The organism is Edaphocola aurantiacus (assembly GCF_019797745.1).
GTDB classification, from domain to species: Bacteria; Bacteroidota; Bacteroidia; order Chitinophagales; family Chitinophagaceae; genus Edaphocola; species Edaphocola aurantiacus.
Genome location: NZ_VOSI01000001.1, coordinates 309,642 through 324,702 on the forward strand (window position 1 = coordinate 309,642; position 15,061 = coordinate 324,702).

11 protein-coding genes, 2 pseudogenes and 1 riboswitch are annotated in these 15,061 nt (G+C 44.1%); of the genes and pseudogenes, 9 read left to right on the forward strand and 4 right to left on the reverse strand.

Going from position 1 to position 15,061, the window contains the following annotated elements; genetic code table 11:
* Nucleotides 1–10 precede the first annotated feature (10 nt).
* The gene (gene fusA, locus FTD44_RS01270) at nt 11–2,158 is read left to right on the forward strand and encodes an elongation factor G (protein ID WP_222164808.1); all 2,148 of its coding nucleotides are present in this window, start codon (nt 11–13) and stop codon (nt 2,156–2,158) included.
* Nucleotides 2,159–2,240: 82 nt separating this feature from the next.
* Here the strand turns inward: fusA and FTD44_RS01275 are convergent, their stop codons facing one another.
* The 4 genes from FTD44_RS01275 to FTD44_RS01290 form a co-directional block, all read right to left on the reverse strand.
* Entirely contained in the window at nt 2,241–3,488 is a 1,248-nt protein-coding gene (locus FTD44_RS01275; protein ID WP_222164809.1) for a homoserine dehydrogenase, read from the reverse strand.
* 125 nt (nt 3,489–3,613) lie between these two features.
* The gene (locus FTD44_RS01280) at nt 3,614–4,798 is read right to left on the reverse strand and encodes a trans-sulfuration enzyme family protein (protein ID WP_222164810.1); all 1,185 of its coding nucleotides are present in this window, start codon (nt 4,796–4,798) and stop codon (nt 3,614–3,616) included.
* 137 nt (nt 4,799–4,935) lie between these two features.
* A riboswitch (SAM riboswitch) is annotated at nt 4,936–5,050 on the reverse strand.
* A gap of 432 nt (nt 5,051–5,482) precedes the next feature.
* Nucleotides 5,483–6,067, reverse strand: a complete 585-nt coding sequence (locus tag FTD44_RS01285) for a 50S ribosomal protein L25 (RefSeq protein ID WP_222164811.1) — start codon at nt 6,065–6,067, stop codon at nt 5,483–5,485.
* 143 nt (nt 6,068–6,210) lie between these two features.
* Complete coding sequence (locus tag FTD44_RS01290) at nt 6,211–7,158, reverse strand: ribose-phosphate pyrophosphokinase (protein ID WP_222164812.1); 948 nt, start codon at nt 7,156–7,158, stop codon at nt 6,211–6,213.
* A gap of 153 nt (nt 7,159–7,311) precedes the next feature.
* Here FTD44_RS01290 and FTD44_RS01295 point away from each other — a divergent pair, with 153 nt between their 5' ends.
* The 8 genes and pseudogenes from FTD44_RS01295 to FTD44_RS01325 all read left to right on the forward strand — a co-directional run bounded on the left by FTD44_RS01295 (nt 7,312) and on the right by FTD44_RS01325 (nt 14,939).
* Entirely contained in the window at nt 7,312–7,938 is a 627-nt protein-coding gene (locus FTD44_RS01295) for an RNA polymerase sigma factor sigma-70 region 4 domain-containing protein (RefSeq protein WP_222164813.1), read from the forward strand.
* Nucleotides 7,925–8,464 carry a hypothetical protein gene (locus FTD44_RS01300; RefSeq protein ID WP_222164814.1) on the forward strand — a complete coding sequence of 180 codons (540 nt, stop codon included), beginning with the start codon at nt 7,925–7,927 and terminating at the stop codon, nt 8,462–8,464. Before FTD44_RS01295 ends, FTD44_RS01300 begins: the two co-directional genes overlap by 14 nt.
* 80 nt (nt 8,465–8,544) lie before the next feature.
* The gene (locus FTD44_RS01305) at nt 8,545–9,069 is read left to right on the forward strand and encodes a ferritin (protein WP_222164815.1); all 525 of its coding nucleotides are present in this window, start codon (nt 8,545–8,547) and stop codon (nt 9,067–9,069) included.
* 103 nt (nt 9,070–9,172) lie between these two features.
* On the forward strand, nt 9,173–11,407 hold the full coding sequence (locus FTD44_RS01310; RefSeq protein WP_222164816.1) for a helix-turn-helix domain-containing protein: 2,235 nt from the start codon (nt 9,173–9,175) through the stop codon (nt 11,405–11,407).
* A gap of 125 nt (nt 11,408–11,532) precedes the next feature.
* The gene (locus tag FTD44_RS01315) at nt 11,533–11,931 is read left to right on the forward strand and encodes a cytochrome c maturation protein CcmE domain-containing protein (protein WP_222164817.1); all 399 of its coding nucleotides are present in this window, start codon (nt 11,533–11,535) and stop codon (nt 11,929–11,931) included.
* A 191-nt stretch (nt 11,932–12,122) separates the two neighbouring features.
* Nucleotides 12,123–12,929: pseudogene (ccsA, locus tag FTD44_RS16255) on the forward strand (cytochrome c biogenesis protein CcsA); the annotation flags it as partial.
* A 12-nt stretch (nt 12,930–12,941) separates the two neighbouring features.
* Nucleotides 12,942–14,423 (forward strand): annotated as a pseudogene (locus FTD44_RS16260) (cytochrome c-type biogenesis CcmF C-terminal domain-containing protein); the annotation flags it as partial.
* Nucleotides 14,424–14,516: 93 nt separating this feature from the next.
* A complete protein-coding gene (locus tag FTD44_RS01325; protein ID WP_222164819.1) occupies nt 14,517–14,939 on the forward strand; it encodes a thioredoxin family protein in 423 nt (140 codons plus the stop codon).
* The last annotated feature ends 122 nt before the right edge of the window (nt 14,940–15,061 follow it).

Below are 15,061 nucleotides of genomic sequence, written 5' to 3' on the forward strand. Positions count from 1 at the left end.
CTAAACTGTTATGGCAGATTTACGCTTACAGCGCAACTTTGGTATTGCCGCACACATTGATGCTGGTAAAACCACTACTACAGAACGTATCTTATATTACACTGGTGTAAACCACAAAATTGGTGAAGTACACGAAGGTGGTGCTACCATGGACTGGATGGCACAAGAACAAGAGCGTGGTATCACCATTACTTCAGCTGCAACTACTTGTTTCTGGAAATTCCCTACTGTACAGGGCCAACCTGTTCCTGATTCAAAACAATATAAATTCAATATCATTGATACTCCGGGTCACGTTGACTTTACTGTTGAGGTAGAGCGTTCTATGCGTGTACTGGATGGTCTGGTTGCTTTATTCTCTGCAGTTGATGGCGTTGAGCCTCAGTCTGAAACAGTATGGCGTCAGGCAAACCGTTACCGTGTACCACGTGTTGGTTTCGTAAACAAAATGGACCGTATCGGTGCTGACTTCCTGATGGTTGTACAGCAAATTAAAGATATGCTGGGTGCAAAAGCAGTTCCACTGCAATTGCCAATCGGTGCTGAAGATAACTTCAAAGGTGTGGTTGACCTGGTTACAATGAAATCTATCATCTGGGATGATAACACTCAAGGTATGACTTATACTGAAGGTGACGTTCCTGCTGATATGCAAGAAGAAGCAGAACTGTGGAGAGCTCAGCTGGTTGAAGCGGTTGCTGAATATGATGACCAACTGATGGAGAAATTCTTCGAAGATCCTAACTCAATTTCTGAGGCTGAGATCCACGAAGCGATCCGTAAAGCGACTATTGACCTGAGCATTATTCCAATGCTGTGTGGTTCTTCTTACAAAAACAAAGGTGTTCAGAAAATGCTGGATTGCGTAATCCGCTACCTGCCTTCACCAATGGATATCGAAGCGATCGAAGGTACTAACCCTGACAATCCTGAAGAAAAATTATACCGTAAACCAGATGCAAAAGAACCATTTGCTGCACTGGCGTTCAAGATCATGACCGATCCATTCGTAGGTCGTCTGGCGTTCTTCCGTGCATACTCTGGTCACCTGGATGCAGGTTCTTATGTACTGAACGTACGTTCCGGTAAAAACGAGCGTATTTCCCGTATCATGCAAATGCACGCTAACAAGCAAAACCCTATCGACTTCATCGAAGCTGGTGATATCGGAGCTGCTGTTGGTTTTAAAGATATCAAAACCGGAGATACTCTGTGTGATGAGAAACACCCTATCGTTCTGGAAAACATGTTTATTCCTGAGCCGGTAATCTCTATCGCTGTTGAGCCTAAAACTCAGGCTGACGTTGATAAAATGGGTATGGCGATCGCTAAACTGATCGAAGAAGATCCTACTTTACGCGTTAAATCTGACGAAGATACAGGTCAGACTGTATTAAGCGGCATGGGTGAGTTACACCTGGAAATCATCGTTGACCGTATGAAACGCGAGTTCAAAGTTGAAGTTAACCAAGGTGCTCCTCAGGTTGCTTATAAAGAAGCATTCACACTGCAAATCAGCCACCGTGAGGTGTTCAAAAAACAATCTGGTGGTCGTGGTAAATTCGCGGATATCCAGTTTGAAATCGGACCTGCTGAAGAAGCATTCCTGGCTGAAGGTAAAGGTACTTTCCAGTTCGTAAATGATATCTTCGGTGGATCTATCCCTAAAGAATTCATCCCTGCTATCCAGAAAGGTTTCGAATCTTGTATGGGTGCTGGTGTTCTGGCAGGTTTCCCTGTAGAGCATATGCGTGTAAGAATATTTGATGGTTCTTTCCACCAGGTCGATTCTGACTCTATGTCATTCGAATTATGTGCGAAACAAGGTTACCGTGAAGCTGGTCGTCAGGCTAAGCCAATCATCCTGGAACCAATCATGAAAGTAGAAGTTCTGACTCCAGACCAATACATGGGTGATGTTACAGGTGACTTAAACCGTCGTCGCGCTATGCTGGAAGGTATGGATAGCCGTAACAACTTACAAGTAATCAAAGCAAAAGTTCCATTGAGCGAAATGTTTGGTTATGTAACTCAATTACGTTCCCTGTCTTCTGGTCGTGCATCTTCTACAATGGAGTTCAGCCACTACGCTCAGGCTCCTAGAAACGTTGAGGAAGAAGTAATCGCAAAAGCAAAAGGACGTAAATCTGAAGATTAATATCCTTAATGTAATAATAAAAATAGCGATCCGCTTTCGGATCGCTATTTTTTTATGCACTCATTTTGAGTAGCCGGTAATTTTATTGTGCCAGTTCCAGTACAGAAGCGGCATTATGTACCAGCTCCCCATCTGTGATCACCCCCGTTCCCAAAGCAATAACCGATACATTTTTATCGTAGAACCATTCTGCATTATGCAAGGTAGCCAGCTTTACCGTACCTATGATATAGTTGCGGGCAGTGCTTTTAAACACCTGGTCAATAGCTACAAAATGTTCCTTCTCTATAGTATCCCAGGATTCAAAACTAACATATACCTGAAGGTATACCTCATTGCTCAGCTCATTCTTAATACCCAGAGCAGTCTTCTTATACTCATACTTATAATCGTAGCGCAGTGCTGCAATATCACTCAGTACAGCAGAAGAAGTCGGATAACGGCCGGCACCTTTCCCGTACAGGAATTGCTCATCGGCCAGCTTACTTCCTATGAGTACACCATTAAACTCATTGCGTACACTGAACAGTCGGTTCTCCTGGTCTACAAATGTGGGTAAGATAAATGCAGCGACTTTTCCGGCCTCAACCTGTATAGATTGTGCAATCAACTTGATATTAAAACCTTTTTCCTGCGCATACTGAATATCCCTTTCATGAATCTGGGTAATGCCACTGTAGAGGATATCTTCCGGAATCTCATTAATACCATAAGCATGTTTCAGTATAATCGTCAGCTTATTCACGGCATCTATACCTTCCACATCCAGGGTAGGATCACTCTCTGCAAAACCCAGTTCCTGTGCTTGTTTCAGAGCCGTTTCATAAGGCAGTTGCTCCTCCTTCATCTTCGTCAGGATGTAATTGGTAGAGCCATTTACAATACCCGAAACAGAAGATAAGAGGTCATTATCATAATACTCCTCAAGGTTACGAATCACAGGTACACTGCCGCAAACAGCCGCTTCGTACAGGAAGGATACACCAAACTCATCGCGAAGACCGATCAGTTCTTCATGGTGATTTGCAATCAGTTTTTTATTGGCCGATACTACAGATTTATGCTGGCGGAGCGCCTTGGTAACGATGCTATACGCCGCGTCTGCATCATCAATCAACTCTACAATTACATTAATCTCTTCATCATTCAGCAGTTCATCTGCATTGTCTGTAAATAAAGCTGCTGGCGCATTACGTCCTTTGTCGATATGCTTGATACAGATCTTTTTTATACTGGCATTTAAAGACTGCGTATCCTGCAGTACACGATATATACCCTCTCCTACTACACCGAATCCGAAAAGGCCTATGGTTAATTTTTTATTGCTCATTGTTGTATTAATATTAAAAAAAGTAAAGAAAAAGCGACCGTCAGGCATGTAAAATCCCTAAGGTAGTGTACTCACTACCCCGATAGCCGGTTAAGCTATACGGTCGCTGCTATATATAAGGAAGATTAAACGGCTTGTGCTGCAGTTGCTTTAGTACTCACCTGCGCTTTTACCAGGGCTTGCTCCAGGTCTTTGATCAGGTCTTCGGCTTCTTCAATGCCACAGCTGATGCGGATCAGGGAGTCTGCAACACCGGACTGCAAACGTTTTTCACGAGGAATAGATTTGTGCGTCATTTGCGGAGGAGAGCAGATCAGGCTTTTTACACCACCCAGGCTCTCTGCCAGTTTGAAATATTGTGTGTTAGTCACCAGCGCATTGGCAGCCTCTTCAGTATCCTCTTTCAGGGTGAAGGATATGACACCTCCGAATAAGCCGTTTTGTTGTCTGGCTGCAATTTCATGGTTTTTGTGACTGCTCAGACCCGGATAGTATACAGTAGCTACAGCATCATGCGATTCCAGGAAGGTAGCGACCTGCAGGGCTGTTTCACATTGACGGGTTACCCTCAGCGTCAGTGTTTCAATACCACGGATCAGCAGCCAACAATCATTCGGTCCTAAAATACCGCCTGATGCATTTTGAATAAATTTGATCTGATCCGCCAGTTCTGTATTGTTCACCACAACCAGTCCGGCTACCAGGTCAGAGTGCCCACCCAGGTATTTGGTGCCACTGTGAATGATGATGTCTGCTCCCAGCTGGAATGGTTGTTGTGCCACCGGAGAAGCGAAAGTATTGTCTACTACAACCAGTGCATTGAAGGATTTTGCAATTGCGGCAATGCGCTCAATATCGGAAACTTTTAAAGTAGGATTGGTAGGAGATTCCAGCCAGATCAGCTTTGTTTTTTCATTGATATACTGTAGTACATTATCTGCTTCGGTAGTATCTACATAATGCACTTTGATACCGAATTTGGCATATACATGCGTGAACAAGCGATAAGCCCCACCATAGATATCATCTACAGCAATGATCTCATCTCCGGCACTTAACAGCTTCAGTACCGCATCGATAGCAGCTAATCCGGTTGCGAATGCATAAGCATTTGTGCCTCCTTCGAGATGTGCTACGAGTTGCTCTAAAGCAGCGCGGGTAGGATTGTTAGAACGGGCATAGTCAAAGCCTTTGTGTACACCAGGCGCATCCTGCACGAATGTTGCTGTTTGGTAGATGGGTACAGAGATAGAGCCGGTTAATGGGTCTACTGGAAGAGAATGAATCAGTTGTGTTGTGTTGATACTCATTGTGATTTTATTTTTTTCAGGTTAAAAAATAAATCACTTATGCAGTGTACTCACAGAAGCGCATAAAATGAAAAAAGCGCTCCTGATAGTCAGAAGCGCTTTTCAATATCGTACGTTTATTGATTGCAAGAATTCTGAACTTATCTTTCCCGCATTGCTGCGAGCTGGAGTTGGCACCTTACTTCGCCCGAAGGCAAAAGCAGGTTGTCAAGGTGTCATCGGGCCATATCCCTCTACCTTTCTGAATAAGTAATTTTTTAAAGAACTGTTGCAAAGGTAATAGCAAAGATTTCAATCCACCAAATTTTTTTTCAGAAAAATATTTTCACATCAGGAAAGGAGATGGGTAGAAATGCCAAACAAAACACACATAACAATTAATAATCAATGTATTACAAGCAAATAAATAGAATATACATTTAGCAAAAAAATACTGCTGCAACTCCATTGATTGGCACCTGGGCGCAGTACACACACTTACTTTTCCTCAATAAGTATATCGAATTTCACCAGATTACGCTCAAAATGATGAATAGGCCCAAACAGAATGTGTATGAAAACAAGATCAGGCATTAATGGGCACAAAGGCATTTCCTTCAACTTATACACAGATAGCCTCATTAAGGGGCATTAAAAAAGCGCAAACCGTATGGTTTGCGCTTTACTATATCAATGTTAGATTGATTATTTTTTACCTTTTGCTGCTTCAGTTTCAGCTTGACGCAGTGCACGAGTCATCACAACAGAAGCTACCGGTTGACGGCCAGACATCATGATTTCTACATTACCTGCAGCGATATCTTCAACGCGTAAGTTACCGTTCAGTTCCAGGTTAGTCAGATCAACTTTAATACCTTCAGTCAGATCTTTAGGGAAAGCACGTACTTTTACTTTTTTCAGACGTAATTGCAGACGACCACCCGCTTTTACACCTTCAGGTTGACCTTCAAAGATGAAAGGCAGGTTTGCGATTACTTTCTTGTCTTCAACCAGCTCCAGGAAATCGATGTGGTTCAGACGGTCAGTTACTACATCAAACTGCAGATCTTTAACGATCGCTTTGTAGCTTTTACCATCAACTTTGATTTCAGCAATCTGGAATGCAGATGTGTAAATCAGAGAGCGGAAAGATAATACCGGAGCATAGAAGTGTACTTCTTCTTTACCACCGTAGATAACGCCTAATACATTACCTTGGCTACGCAGATCGCGAGCGGCTTTCTTGCCTGAGTCAGTTCTCAATTGTCCTTCGATAACAACTGTGTTCATAATTTGTTTTAACTTGTACTTTTCAGTGTTAAACGGTATTCTGGCAAACGTTTAAAGCTGAATCGTGATGAATATTAAATTTATTTTTTTGCCCCCAGGGCTTCACCAGATTTTGTTGTTAAACACGTAGTTTAGATACTTACTTAAACCAGTTTTGGTTTATGTGCAAACAAGCTTGTAATAGACTTGTTCTCAAAAGTATTTTTGATGGCTATGGCAAATAATTGCGCACTAGTCAGTACTTCAATTTTATCAGACTCTCCTTTCAGAGGCATTGTATCACATACAACCAATTTTTCCAATACAGAATTATTGATGTTTTCGTATGCTTTACCGCTTAATACAGGGTGTGTACAGAATGCACGAACACTCAAAGCACCTTTTTCCATCAGGATGGAGGCTGCTTTACACAGCGTACCTGCAGTATCACAGATATCATCGATCAGGATTACATTTTTACCTTTTACATCTCCGATTACCGTCATAGAACCAACTTCATTGGCTTTTTTACGGTATTTGTCACAGATTACCATTTCCGCACCAAAGTAGCTGGCTACTTCTCTTACACGGTTGGTACTGCCCACATCCGGAGCGGCGAAAATGAAATTGTCCAGTTTCAGGTTCTCGATATACGGGATAAAGATGGCTGAACTGTCCAGGTGATCCACCGGGATATCAAAGAAACCCTGGATCTGCGGAGCGTGTAAATCCATAGTCATTACACGGTCTGCACCTGCTTCGGTTAACAGATTAGCGATTAATTTAGAAGCGATAGATACACGCGGTCTGTCTTTACGATCCTGTCTGGCGAATCCGTAATAAGGAATTACCGCAGTGATGTAACCTGCAGAAGCACGGCGTGCAGCATCGATCATCATCAACAACTCCATTAAGTTGTCTGTAGGAGCACAGGTAGATTGTACTAAAAAAACATGATCTCCACGTACAGACTCCTTAAAAACCGGCTGAAACTCACCATCACTAAACTTCTGAATACTTACTTCACTTAGTTTCTTTCCTGCTGCTTTGGCGATAGCTTCCGCCAAATATTGGGACACGGTACCCGAAAAGATTTTTACTGATGGTTGCATTAAATCAACTTTTTAGAAAATTGAGTGCAAAGGTACATATATTTCTTAAATAAAAGCAAGAAAAATCAGGAGGGTCTGCGAAGGAACAATATGTGTATCAAATGCCCAAATAATTTCTGTTATTTTCCGGTAAAATAAATCTATTTTCAGCCTGTGATTGCGATCATCAGCGGTAAAATACTGAATGCCTGGAAAGTAAACCCCAACGTGTGGTTATTCAAACTGAAGCAGTACCTCAGCAGCTTTGGTCTGCCCCCGCTACACTGGGAGATTTTTGGTGGCAATGCCCTACTCTTAAAAGTAGCGGCACAGGATGCCCTGTGGACGGCAATTTGCATCAAAGCAATCTTCCGGCAGGTACCGGATCTGGACGTTGCCCTGTCCATCGGTCTGGGTACAGAAGAGCAAACCGGATCATCGTTGCGCAATGGCGCCGGAACAGCGTATGATTACTGCAACTGGCAGGCAGAGGAGCGTATTCCCAAACAGGCTACCTTTGCGCTGCAATCGGCCGATCCCTCCTTCGACCGCCAGTTCAATCTCCTACTGGACTTTGCACTGGTCAGTATGAACGAATGGTCGGTGCTGGAAGCTGAAATAGTTGAACTCAGCATCATCTTCCCCGAAAAAAGCCAGCAGGAAATCGCCGACTGGCTCCGCATCCGGCAATCGGCCGTGAGTCAGCGCAGGAAAAGAGCTCATTTTGACCTTTTAGTCCAGCTCAATCAATATTATAAAAACGAATTAACCACGATTACGGAAGTATATGGACCCTTATAAGCATCTGTTCGACGCTTTATTCCAAAGCAAATTTGCCATTAAGATTCAGGCACTGAAAGATCTGAAGATCATTGCAGAACGGGAACCGGAAGTCATTGTACCCTATTTCCCTCAACTCTTTACGGAAGCGAAAGAAGGTCCTGAGAAACTGAAATGGGGCGTGATGATGCTCATCAGTATGTGCGCGCATCTGGACAAAGAAGCCATCTTCGAACACCTGGGTCTTTTTGCTGCTATTGCAGACGGTCCTTCGGTAATTGCAAGAGATGCTTATGTACGTATGCTGGCGATGCTCTCTCAGGAGCAGCAATATACAGATACGACCACTGCCCTGCTGCTGGATGAGGTACTGAAAAGTCCGGTCAATCAATTGCCGAGCTATGCCGAAACCGCAACAAAACATATCCCCGCAACACACTACGCTCAACTGGCCGAGATCATCAGTATGCGCCTGCCCGATGTGGAAGATTACCCGCCTAAAGAGAAAAAGTTACAGCGTTACCTGAAACTCTTAAAGAAAGGCTAATTCAATATTACAGCAGTTTTTTGTACCTTTCCCTCAGCAAAAAAACGTATTTTTGTACACACACTAAAACAAGAAAATATATGTTATCGAAAACAATGCAAGATGCCCTGAACAGACAGGTTGCCATGGAAGCAGCATCTTCTCAAGCATATCTGGCCATGGCCAGCTGGGCCGAAATTCAACCCGGTCTGGATGGTGTTACCAACTTCTTCTATCAGCAAAGTGATGAAGAGCGTGTACACATGCTGAAACTGATTCGTTATATTAATGAACGTGGTGGATTTGCAATCGTTCCTACCCTGGAGCAGCCTAATATTACATTCCAATCCCTGCAACGTGTATTTGAAGAATTCCTGAAACATGAGATCGCTGTATCTGAAAGCATCAACGAACTGGTGGGCCTGGCCTTACAGGAAAGAGATTTTTCTACACATAACTTCCTGCAATGGTATGTAACCGAGCAACTGGAAGAAGAGGCTCTGGCACGTACCCTGAATGACAAACTGGAACTGGTGGGCGATGACAAAGGTGGTATCTACCTTTTCGACAAAGACATCCTGCTGTTCCGCAGTGCGATCAGTAAAGATAATAACGCAGCGGGCTAAGCATCGCTTCCGTAAAAAAGATCAAATCAATAAACAACAAGATGTCAGGGGTAATGCTACACTGACATCTTTTTTAGTATTTCCAACAGAGACAAAGACCGTAATGGAGCCGAATAGTATTTTTGAGAAAGCAGTAGCCTTTGTAAACCAGACCAACCAACCTATATTCCTGACCGGTAAAGCCGGAACGGGTAAGACCACCTTTTTAAGGCATATCAAGGAACACAGTCATAAACGTATGGCCGTGATCGCCCCTACAGGTGTGGCGGCTATTAATGCCGGTGGTACAACGATACACTCTTTCTTCAATCTACCCTTCGGCACTTATATCCCGACCAATAAAACGGTTTGGGGCGGTGCTTATGCCAATGTATACAACAAGAACCAACTCTTTGCAAAAGCCAAACTGACCAGTATTAAACGTGACATCATCAAGAGTCTCGATACCCTTATTATAGATGAGATCTCTATGGTACGGGCCGATACAATGGATGCTATTGATGCCCTGCTGCGCATGGTACGGTATAAGCCGGATACGCCTTTCGGCGGAGTGCAGATGATCTTTATCGGTGATATGTTTCAGTTGCCGCCTGTTGTGAAAGACGAGGAATGGGAGCAGTTGCAGGAGGTCTACAATTCGCCGTTTTTCTTCGATGCCCTGGTCATGAGGGAAGCTGAGCCGGTATATATTGAACTGAAAAAGATTTACCGCCAAAGCGATGAACTCTTTATTAAGATTCTGAACAATGTGCGCAATAATACCTGCAATGAAGAGGACCTGGAGATCCTGAATGAGCATTACGATCCTTACTTTATTCCGGATGCTCATTCGGCCTACATCACCCTGACCACGCACAATTACAAGGCAGATGAAATCAACCAGGGGGCCCTGGAGCAACTCCTCTCTGCACCTGTTGTTTTTGGCGCAAAGATCACAGGCGAATTTCCTCAGAACGCCTACCCAGTCGATGAGCAACTGGTGCTGAAAACCGGTGCCCAGATCATGTTTATCAAAAATGACAAGGGTGAAAACAGGCGCTTTTATAATGGTAAGATCGGCACCATTGAGCAGATCGATGCAGAAGCGAAGCATATAACCGTGCGCTTTCCCAATGAAGCAGATCTGCTGGTGCTGGAGGCGGAAACCTGGAAGAATATCAAATACGATTTCGACAAGGAAAACGATGAAATCAAGGAACTGGAACTGGGTACCTATACACAATACCCGATCCGGCTGGCATGGGCGGTAACCATCCATAAAAGTCAGGGGCTGACCTTTGAAAAGGCCATTATTGATGCCGGACAATCCTTCGCTCCCGGACAAGTATATGTGGCGCTCAGCCGGCTTACCCGGATCGATGGCATGGTACTGAAATCAAAAATCACTCCGGCCAGTATCAATACCGATCCCCGGATTATTGATTTTGCCCAAAACGAAAGCCCCGAAGATGCCCTGGACAACCAGTTGCGCATGAGCCAGAAAATATTTGCAGAACAGGCCATTGCACAGGCATTTGACCTGGCAGAGGCTTATGATCTCTGGCTGGATTTCACCAAGGATATGATCAGGCGTGCGATACCGGAAAAAGAAGAGGCCTCTGAATTTGCCCTAGAGATGCTGAACCTGGTTAAAGAAATGGAGCAGACCGGCAGAAGATTCGTACCCCAGATCCATCAGCTACTGAACCTGAATGATGCCAACCGTTATCAGCAATTAAATGATCGTGTACAGGCAGGTGCGACCTGGTATCTGGGCAAACTGACCATAGTACTGCAGGCCGTAAGGCAACATGCCGAAGCATACCGGGTAAAGCAGAAAACAAAAAAATACATCAGCGAGGTAAAAGCGCAGATACAGGCGCTGGAGCGCAAACAGATACAGATCGAACAGGCTGCGGCAGTGGCTATGGGGCTTTCTGTACAACTGAATATGGACACGGTAATGCAGGAAGTGCATAAAATGTTTGCCCCGGTACCGATCGATGCCGCATCTGTTACCACTGCTGATGCAGAGCCTAAACCAAAAGCAGAGAAAGGCCAGTCCAAAGCCATAAGCCTGGAACTCTTCAAAGAAGGCATGTCTATCGAAAAGATTGCCGAGACACGCAATATGAGCGTCAATACCATATTCGGGCACCTGGCCGACTGTGTTACCGATGGCACTATTGAAGCAGAACAGCTGCTAAGCAAAGACAAGCTTTCTGCTGTCCGTAAAGCCCTGGAAGACAATCCACATAAAACTTTAACAGAACTTAAAGAGATGCTGGGCGCTGATTACAGCTTTAATGATCTGAAGATCGGCAAAGCGTACGAAGCCCGTAATACGCATCAACATTGATTTCAAAAGTGCATTGTCACGGAATTGTCAGCAAAAACAAGCCTATAGAGAAAAGCTATTAAAAATGCCTCAAGACTCGCTGAAATTGAGTTAATTTTGCACAAATATTCAATTCAGGTTTAAACATGAAAAAGTCAAGTATCATTGTCTTAGTTTTGATTGCAGTTACGATTGGCGTTATTGTATCCTCATTCGGCAGTTTCAGCACTTATGAAACCTTTGCCTCTGCGGCAGAAAAGCCGGGCAACACATTTGTCGTAATGGGCACATTAGATAAAGGCCAGGCTATGGAGTATGATCCAAAGGTAGATGCCAACAAATTTGTATTCTACGCAAAAGATCAGAAAGGTAAGCCCCTGCGTGTCATCTTTAACGGCACCAAACCTCAGGACTTTGAGCGCTCAGAGCAGCTGGTCATGACCGGTTTCGTAAAAGACAACGAATTTCACTGCGAAAAAATCCAGATGAAATGTCCGTCTAAATACGAAAACGACCAGGTCGTTGTTGCCAGCAAGCCAGCCTAATTTCACTTTTTATCCCTTTAATCTTGGAACAAACATTTACAGGAGAACATTTATTGCCTGGACAGATCGGGCAGTTCTTGTTGGTATTTTCCTTTGTCGCATCTTTATTTTCTTTATTCAGTTACCTGCAGGTTACTAAATTTGAAACCTCGAAGCCGGACCTTAGTCTGAGCTGGCTGAAACTATCCCGTATGAGCTATGTGCTGCACGCCTTTGCTGTCATCGGGATTTTTATTACCCTCTTTTACATTATTCAAAACCACTTATTCGAATACCATTATGCCTGGAAGCACAGCTCTATAGGCCTTAAGGCTAAATACCTGCTGGCTTGTTTCTGGGAAGGTTCCGAAGGTAGTTTTCTGCTCTGGACCTTCTGGCATGCCGTACTCGGCTTCTTTGTACTCTGGCGCGGCAAACAGTGGGAAAGCCGTGTAATGGTCGTTGTACTGGTCGTACAGGCTATACTGTGTACCTTACAGCTGGGCATTTACTTTGGCGATACCAAGATCGGAGGCTCTGCCTTCACCCTGCTGCGCAATGAAATGCAGGATGCCCCTATCTTCCACCAGGCCAATTACATGGAGTTTATTACGGATGGTAAGGGACTGAATCCTTTACTGCAGAACTATTGGATGGTAATCCACCCTCCGGTACTGTTCCTTGGCTTTGCGCTCACTTTATTTCCATTTGCCTACGGCCTTGCTGCCTTATGGAAAGGAGAATACAAAACATGGATCAACCCAGCCTTACGCTGGACCCTGGCTACCGGTGCTATATTAGGCACAGGTATCATGATGGGTGGTGCATGGGCATATGAAAGCCTTACCTTCGGTGGCTACTGGGCATGGGATCCGGTAGAGAACGCCTCTCTGGTACCCTGGCTCATTGTGATCGCAGCATTACATACCCTGCTGATCTACAAGAGCACTGGCCGCTCTCTGAAAATAACCCTTATCTTCTTTATACTACAATATGTACTGATTTGGTATTCTACCTTCCTTACCCGTACGGGTATCTTGGGCGATACTTCTGTACACGCCTTTACCGGCGAAGGTGCTTCTATGAAATGGCACCTGCTGATCGCCATCTTTATCCTGCTGGTCTGGGGTATTGCACTGATGATCGGTCGCTGGCGCAAAATGCCGCATATCGCGGGTGAAGAAGAGACCAGCAGCCGTGAATTCTGGATGCTGATCGGTTCGATAGCATTCTTATTAAGTTCTATTCAGATTATTGCCGCTACCTCTCTCCCGGTTTGGGCGCCTTTATACAAACAGATATTCGGAACGGACATCGCTCCTCCGACTAACAGAGAAGCGTACTATAACAATATACAGGTATGGTTTGCCATCGTTATTGCCCTGCTTACCGGTGCTACTCAATTCCTGAAATTCAAGAAATCGGGTAACCTGAAAAAGTTCTGGACCGTAACCGGTATCCTGATGTTATTATCCTTGGCGATTAGCGTATGGGTGATTAACTGGCAGAAGATTGCTCATGTACAATACATGGTGTACCTGTGTGTATCTTTATACGCCCTGTTCGGCAATATTTACTACCTGTTTACTGCACAGAAAGGCAATCTGAAGAAAGCCGGTGGTTCGGTAACCCATATTGGTTTTGCGATGATGCTGCTGGGTATCTTGTTCTCTTCTTACAAGAAGGAAGTGATCTCTAAAGACATCAGCGGTAAGGTGATGAACTTCGGTAAGGAAACCTTTGAAGAAAATGCTCAGGAAAGCCGTAACAACGTTATGCTATACCGCAATACGGCATTGCCAATGGGCGATTATATGGTACGTTACCTGGGCGATAGTACGGATACTAAAAATGATCCGCCGATCACTTACTTCCGTTTACGTTTCGAAAAAACAGACCCTAAAACCGGAGCAACAACAGAGTCCTTTATGCTCTACCCGGATGCATTCATCAATGCTAAAGGTCAGGAAGGCCTGAGCTCTAACCCGGATGCACGCCATTACTGGAACAGAGATATCTTCGTATACATAACCTCTGCCCCGGATCCTAAAGGCAAAACCGATACCAGCTCTTACCATCCGCTGGAGATCAAAAAAGGAGACAGTATTTATGTAAGCAACGGATACTTTGTATTCGAAGACTTCGACCCGAATATCCGTAACAAGAATTACACCAAAACCGAAGGAGATGTACCCGTTGGCATCAACCTGCACGGCTATGATGTAAACGGCAGTGTGGGTACCATACAGCCGGTATTCTTTGTAAGAGGTAATGAGACCGGTACTGCATATGACTCTCTGAATGCACTGGGTACTTTTATTAAAGTAGATAAAATAGATCCTATCAAGGAAACCATTACCCTGGGTATCAGACAAAGAGCACAACAGGATGATTACATCGTGATGAAAGCCCTGATATTCCCGATGATATGGTTATTGTGGCTGGGTATCATTATTATGATTGTCGGCTTCTTTATCAGCCTCTGGGCTAGAAAAGGAATTAATGCCGCTTAATATATAATCGTTAACGTTTCATAAAATGGGCCGGAAGCTAAGCTTCCGGCCCATTTTATGCGTAAATTGCTGATAAATAATCATTGTATTATAATGAGCACATTTATATCAGGATTATTCAGTCTTCTGCTGTTGATGGCTCCGCCGGACAAACAGCTCCTAAATCGCTTTACAGAGCAGGCCAGTAAGGAGCATAAGTACATAGCAGTATACTTCTCTGGTTCGGACTGGTGCAGCCATTGTCACTACTTCAATAATCATGTTCTGCAAAAGGATAGTATACAGCAGTTAATAAACAACTATTATGTATACTACAATGCGGACTTTCCGCAGCGCAAAAAACTACCTCTTGAAGACAAGCAATTGAATGATGCCTGGGCCGAGGTGCTGAACCCGGAAGGAGTATTCCCCATGCTCATTATCTGCGATGAGCAATTGCAGGTAATGAGCTGCATCACCCGCGCTCATGTCATTGAAGCCGTTACGGACACATTAAAGAAATACAGCAACCGGTGATTCATATTCTTAAAATACAGAATATCAGCAGAATATTTATCAATTAATTAAGAAAGTTTAACCCTTTACTTGCAAAGTAGGGCTTCTATATTGGCACTCGTTGTCGTAGTTTTGCAGGTAAC

Excerpts from the sequence above, each read along its gene's own strand:
- FTD44_RS01280 (WP_222164810.1), bottom strand. The coding sequence starts at position 4,798 with ATGAGTATCAACACAACACAACTGATTCATTCTCTTCCAGTAGACCCA.
- FTD44_RS01275 (WP_222164809.1), bottom strand. The coding sequence starts at position 3,488 with ATGAGCAATAAAAAATTAACCATAGGCCTTTTCGGATTCGGTGTAGTA.
- FTD44_RS01305 (WP_222164815.1), top strand. The coding sequence starts at position 8,545 with ATGTTATCGAAAACAATGCAAGATGCCCTGAACAGACAGGTTGCCATG.
- FTD44_RS01285 (WP_222164811.1), bottom strand. The coding sequence starts at position 6,067 with ATGAACACAGTTGTTATCGAAGGACAATTGAGAACTGACTCAGGCAAG.
- FTD44_RS01290 (WP_222164812.1), bottom strand. The coding sequence starts at position 7,158 with ATGCAACCATCAGTAAAAATCTTTTCGGGTACCGTGTCCCAATATTTG.
- FTD44_RS01325 (WP_222164819.1), top strand. The coding sequence starts at position 14,517 with ATGAGCACATTTATATCAGGATTATTCAGTCTTCTGCTGTTGATGGCT.
- FTD44_RS01300 (WP_222164814.1), top strand. The coding sequence starts at position 7,925 with ATGGACCCTTATAAGCATCTGTTCGACGCTTTATTCCAAAGCAAATTT.
- FTD44_RS01315 (WP_222164817.1), top strand. The coding sequence starts at position 11,533 with ATGAAAAAGTCAAGTATCATTGTCTTAGTTTTGATTGCAGTTACGATT.
- fusA (WP_222164808.1), top strand. The coding sequence starts at position 11 with ATGGCAGATTTACGCTTACAGCGCAACTTTGGTATTGCCGCACACATT.
- FTD44_RS01310 (WP_222164816.1), top strand. The coding sequence starts at position 9,173 with ATGGAGCCGAATAGTATTTTTGAGAAAGCAGTAGCCTTTGTAAACCAG.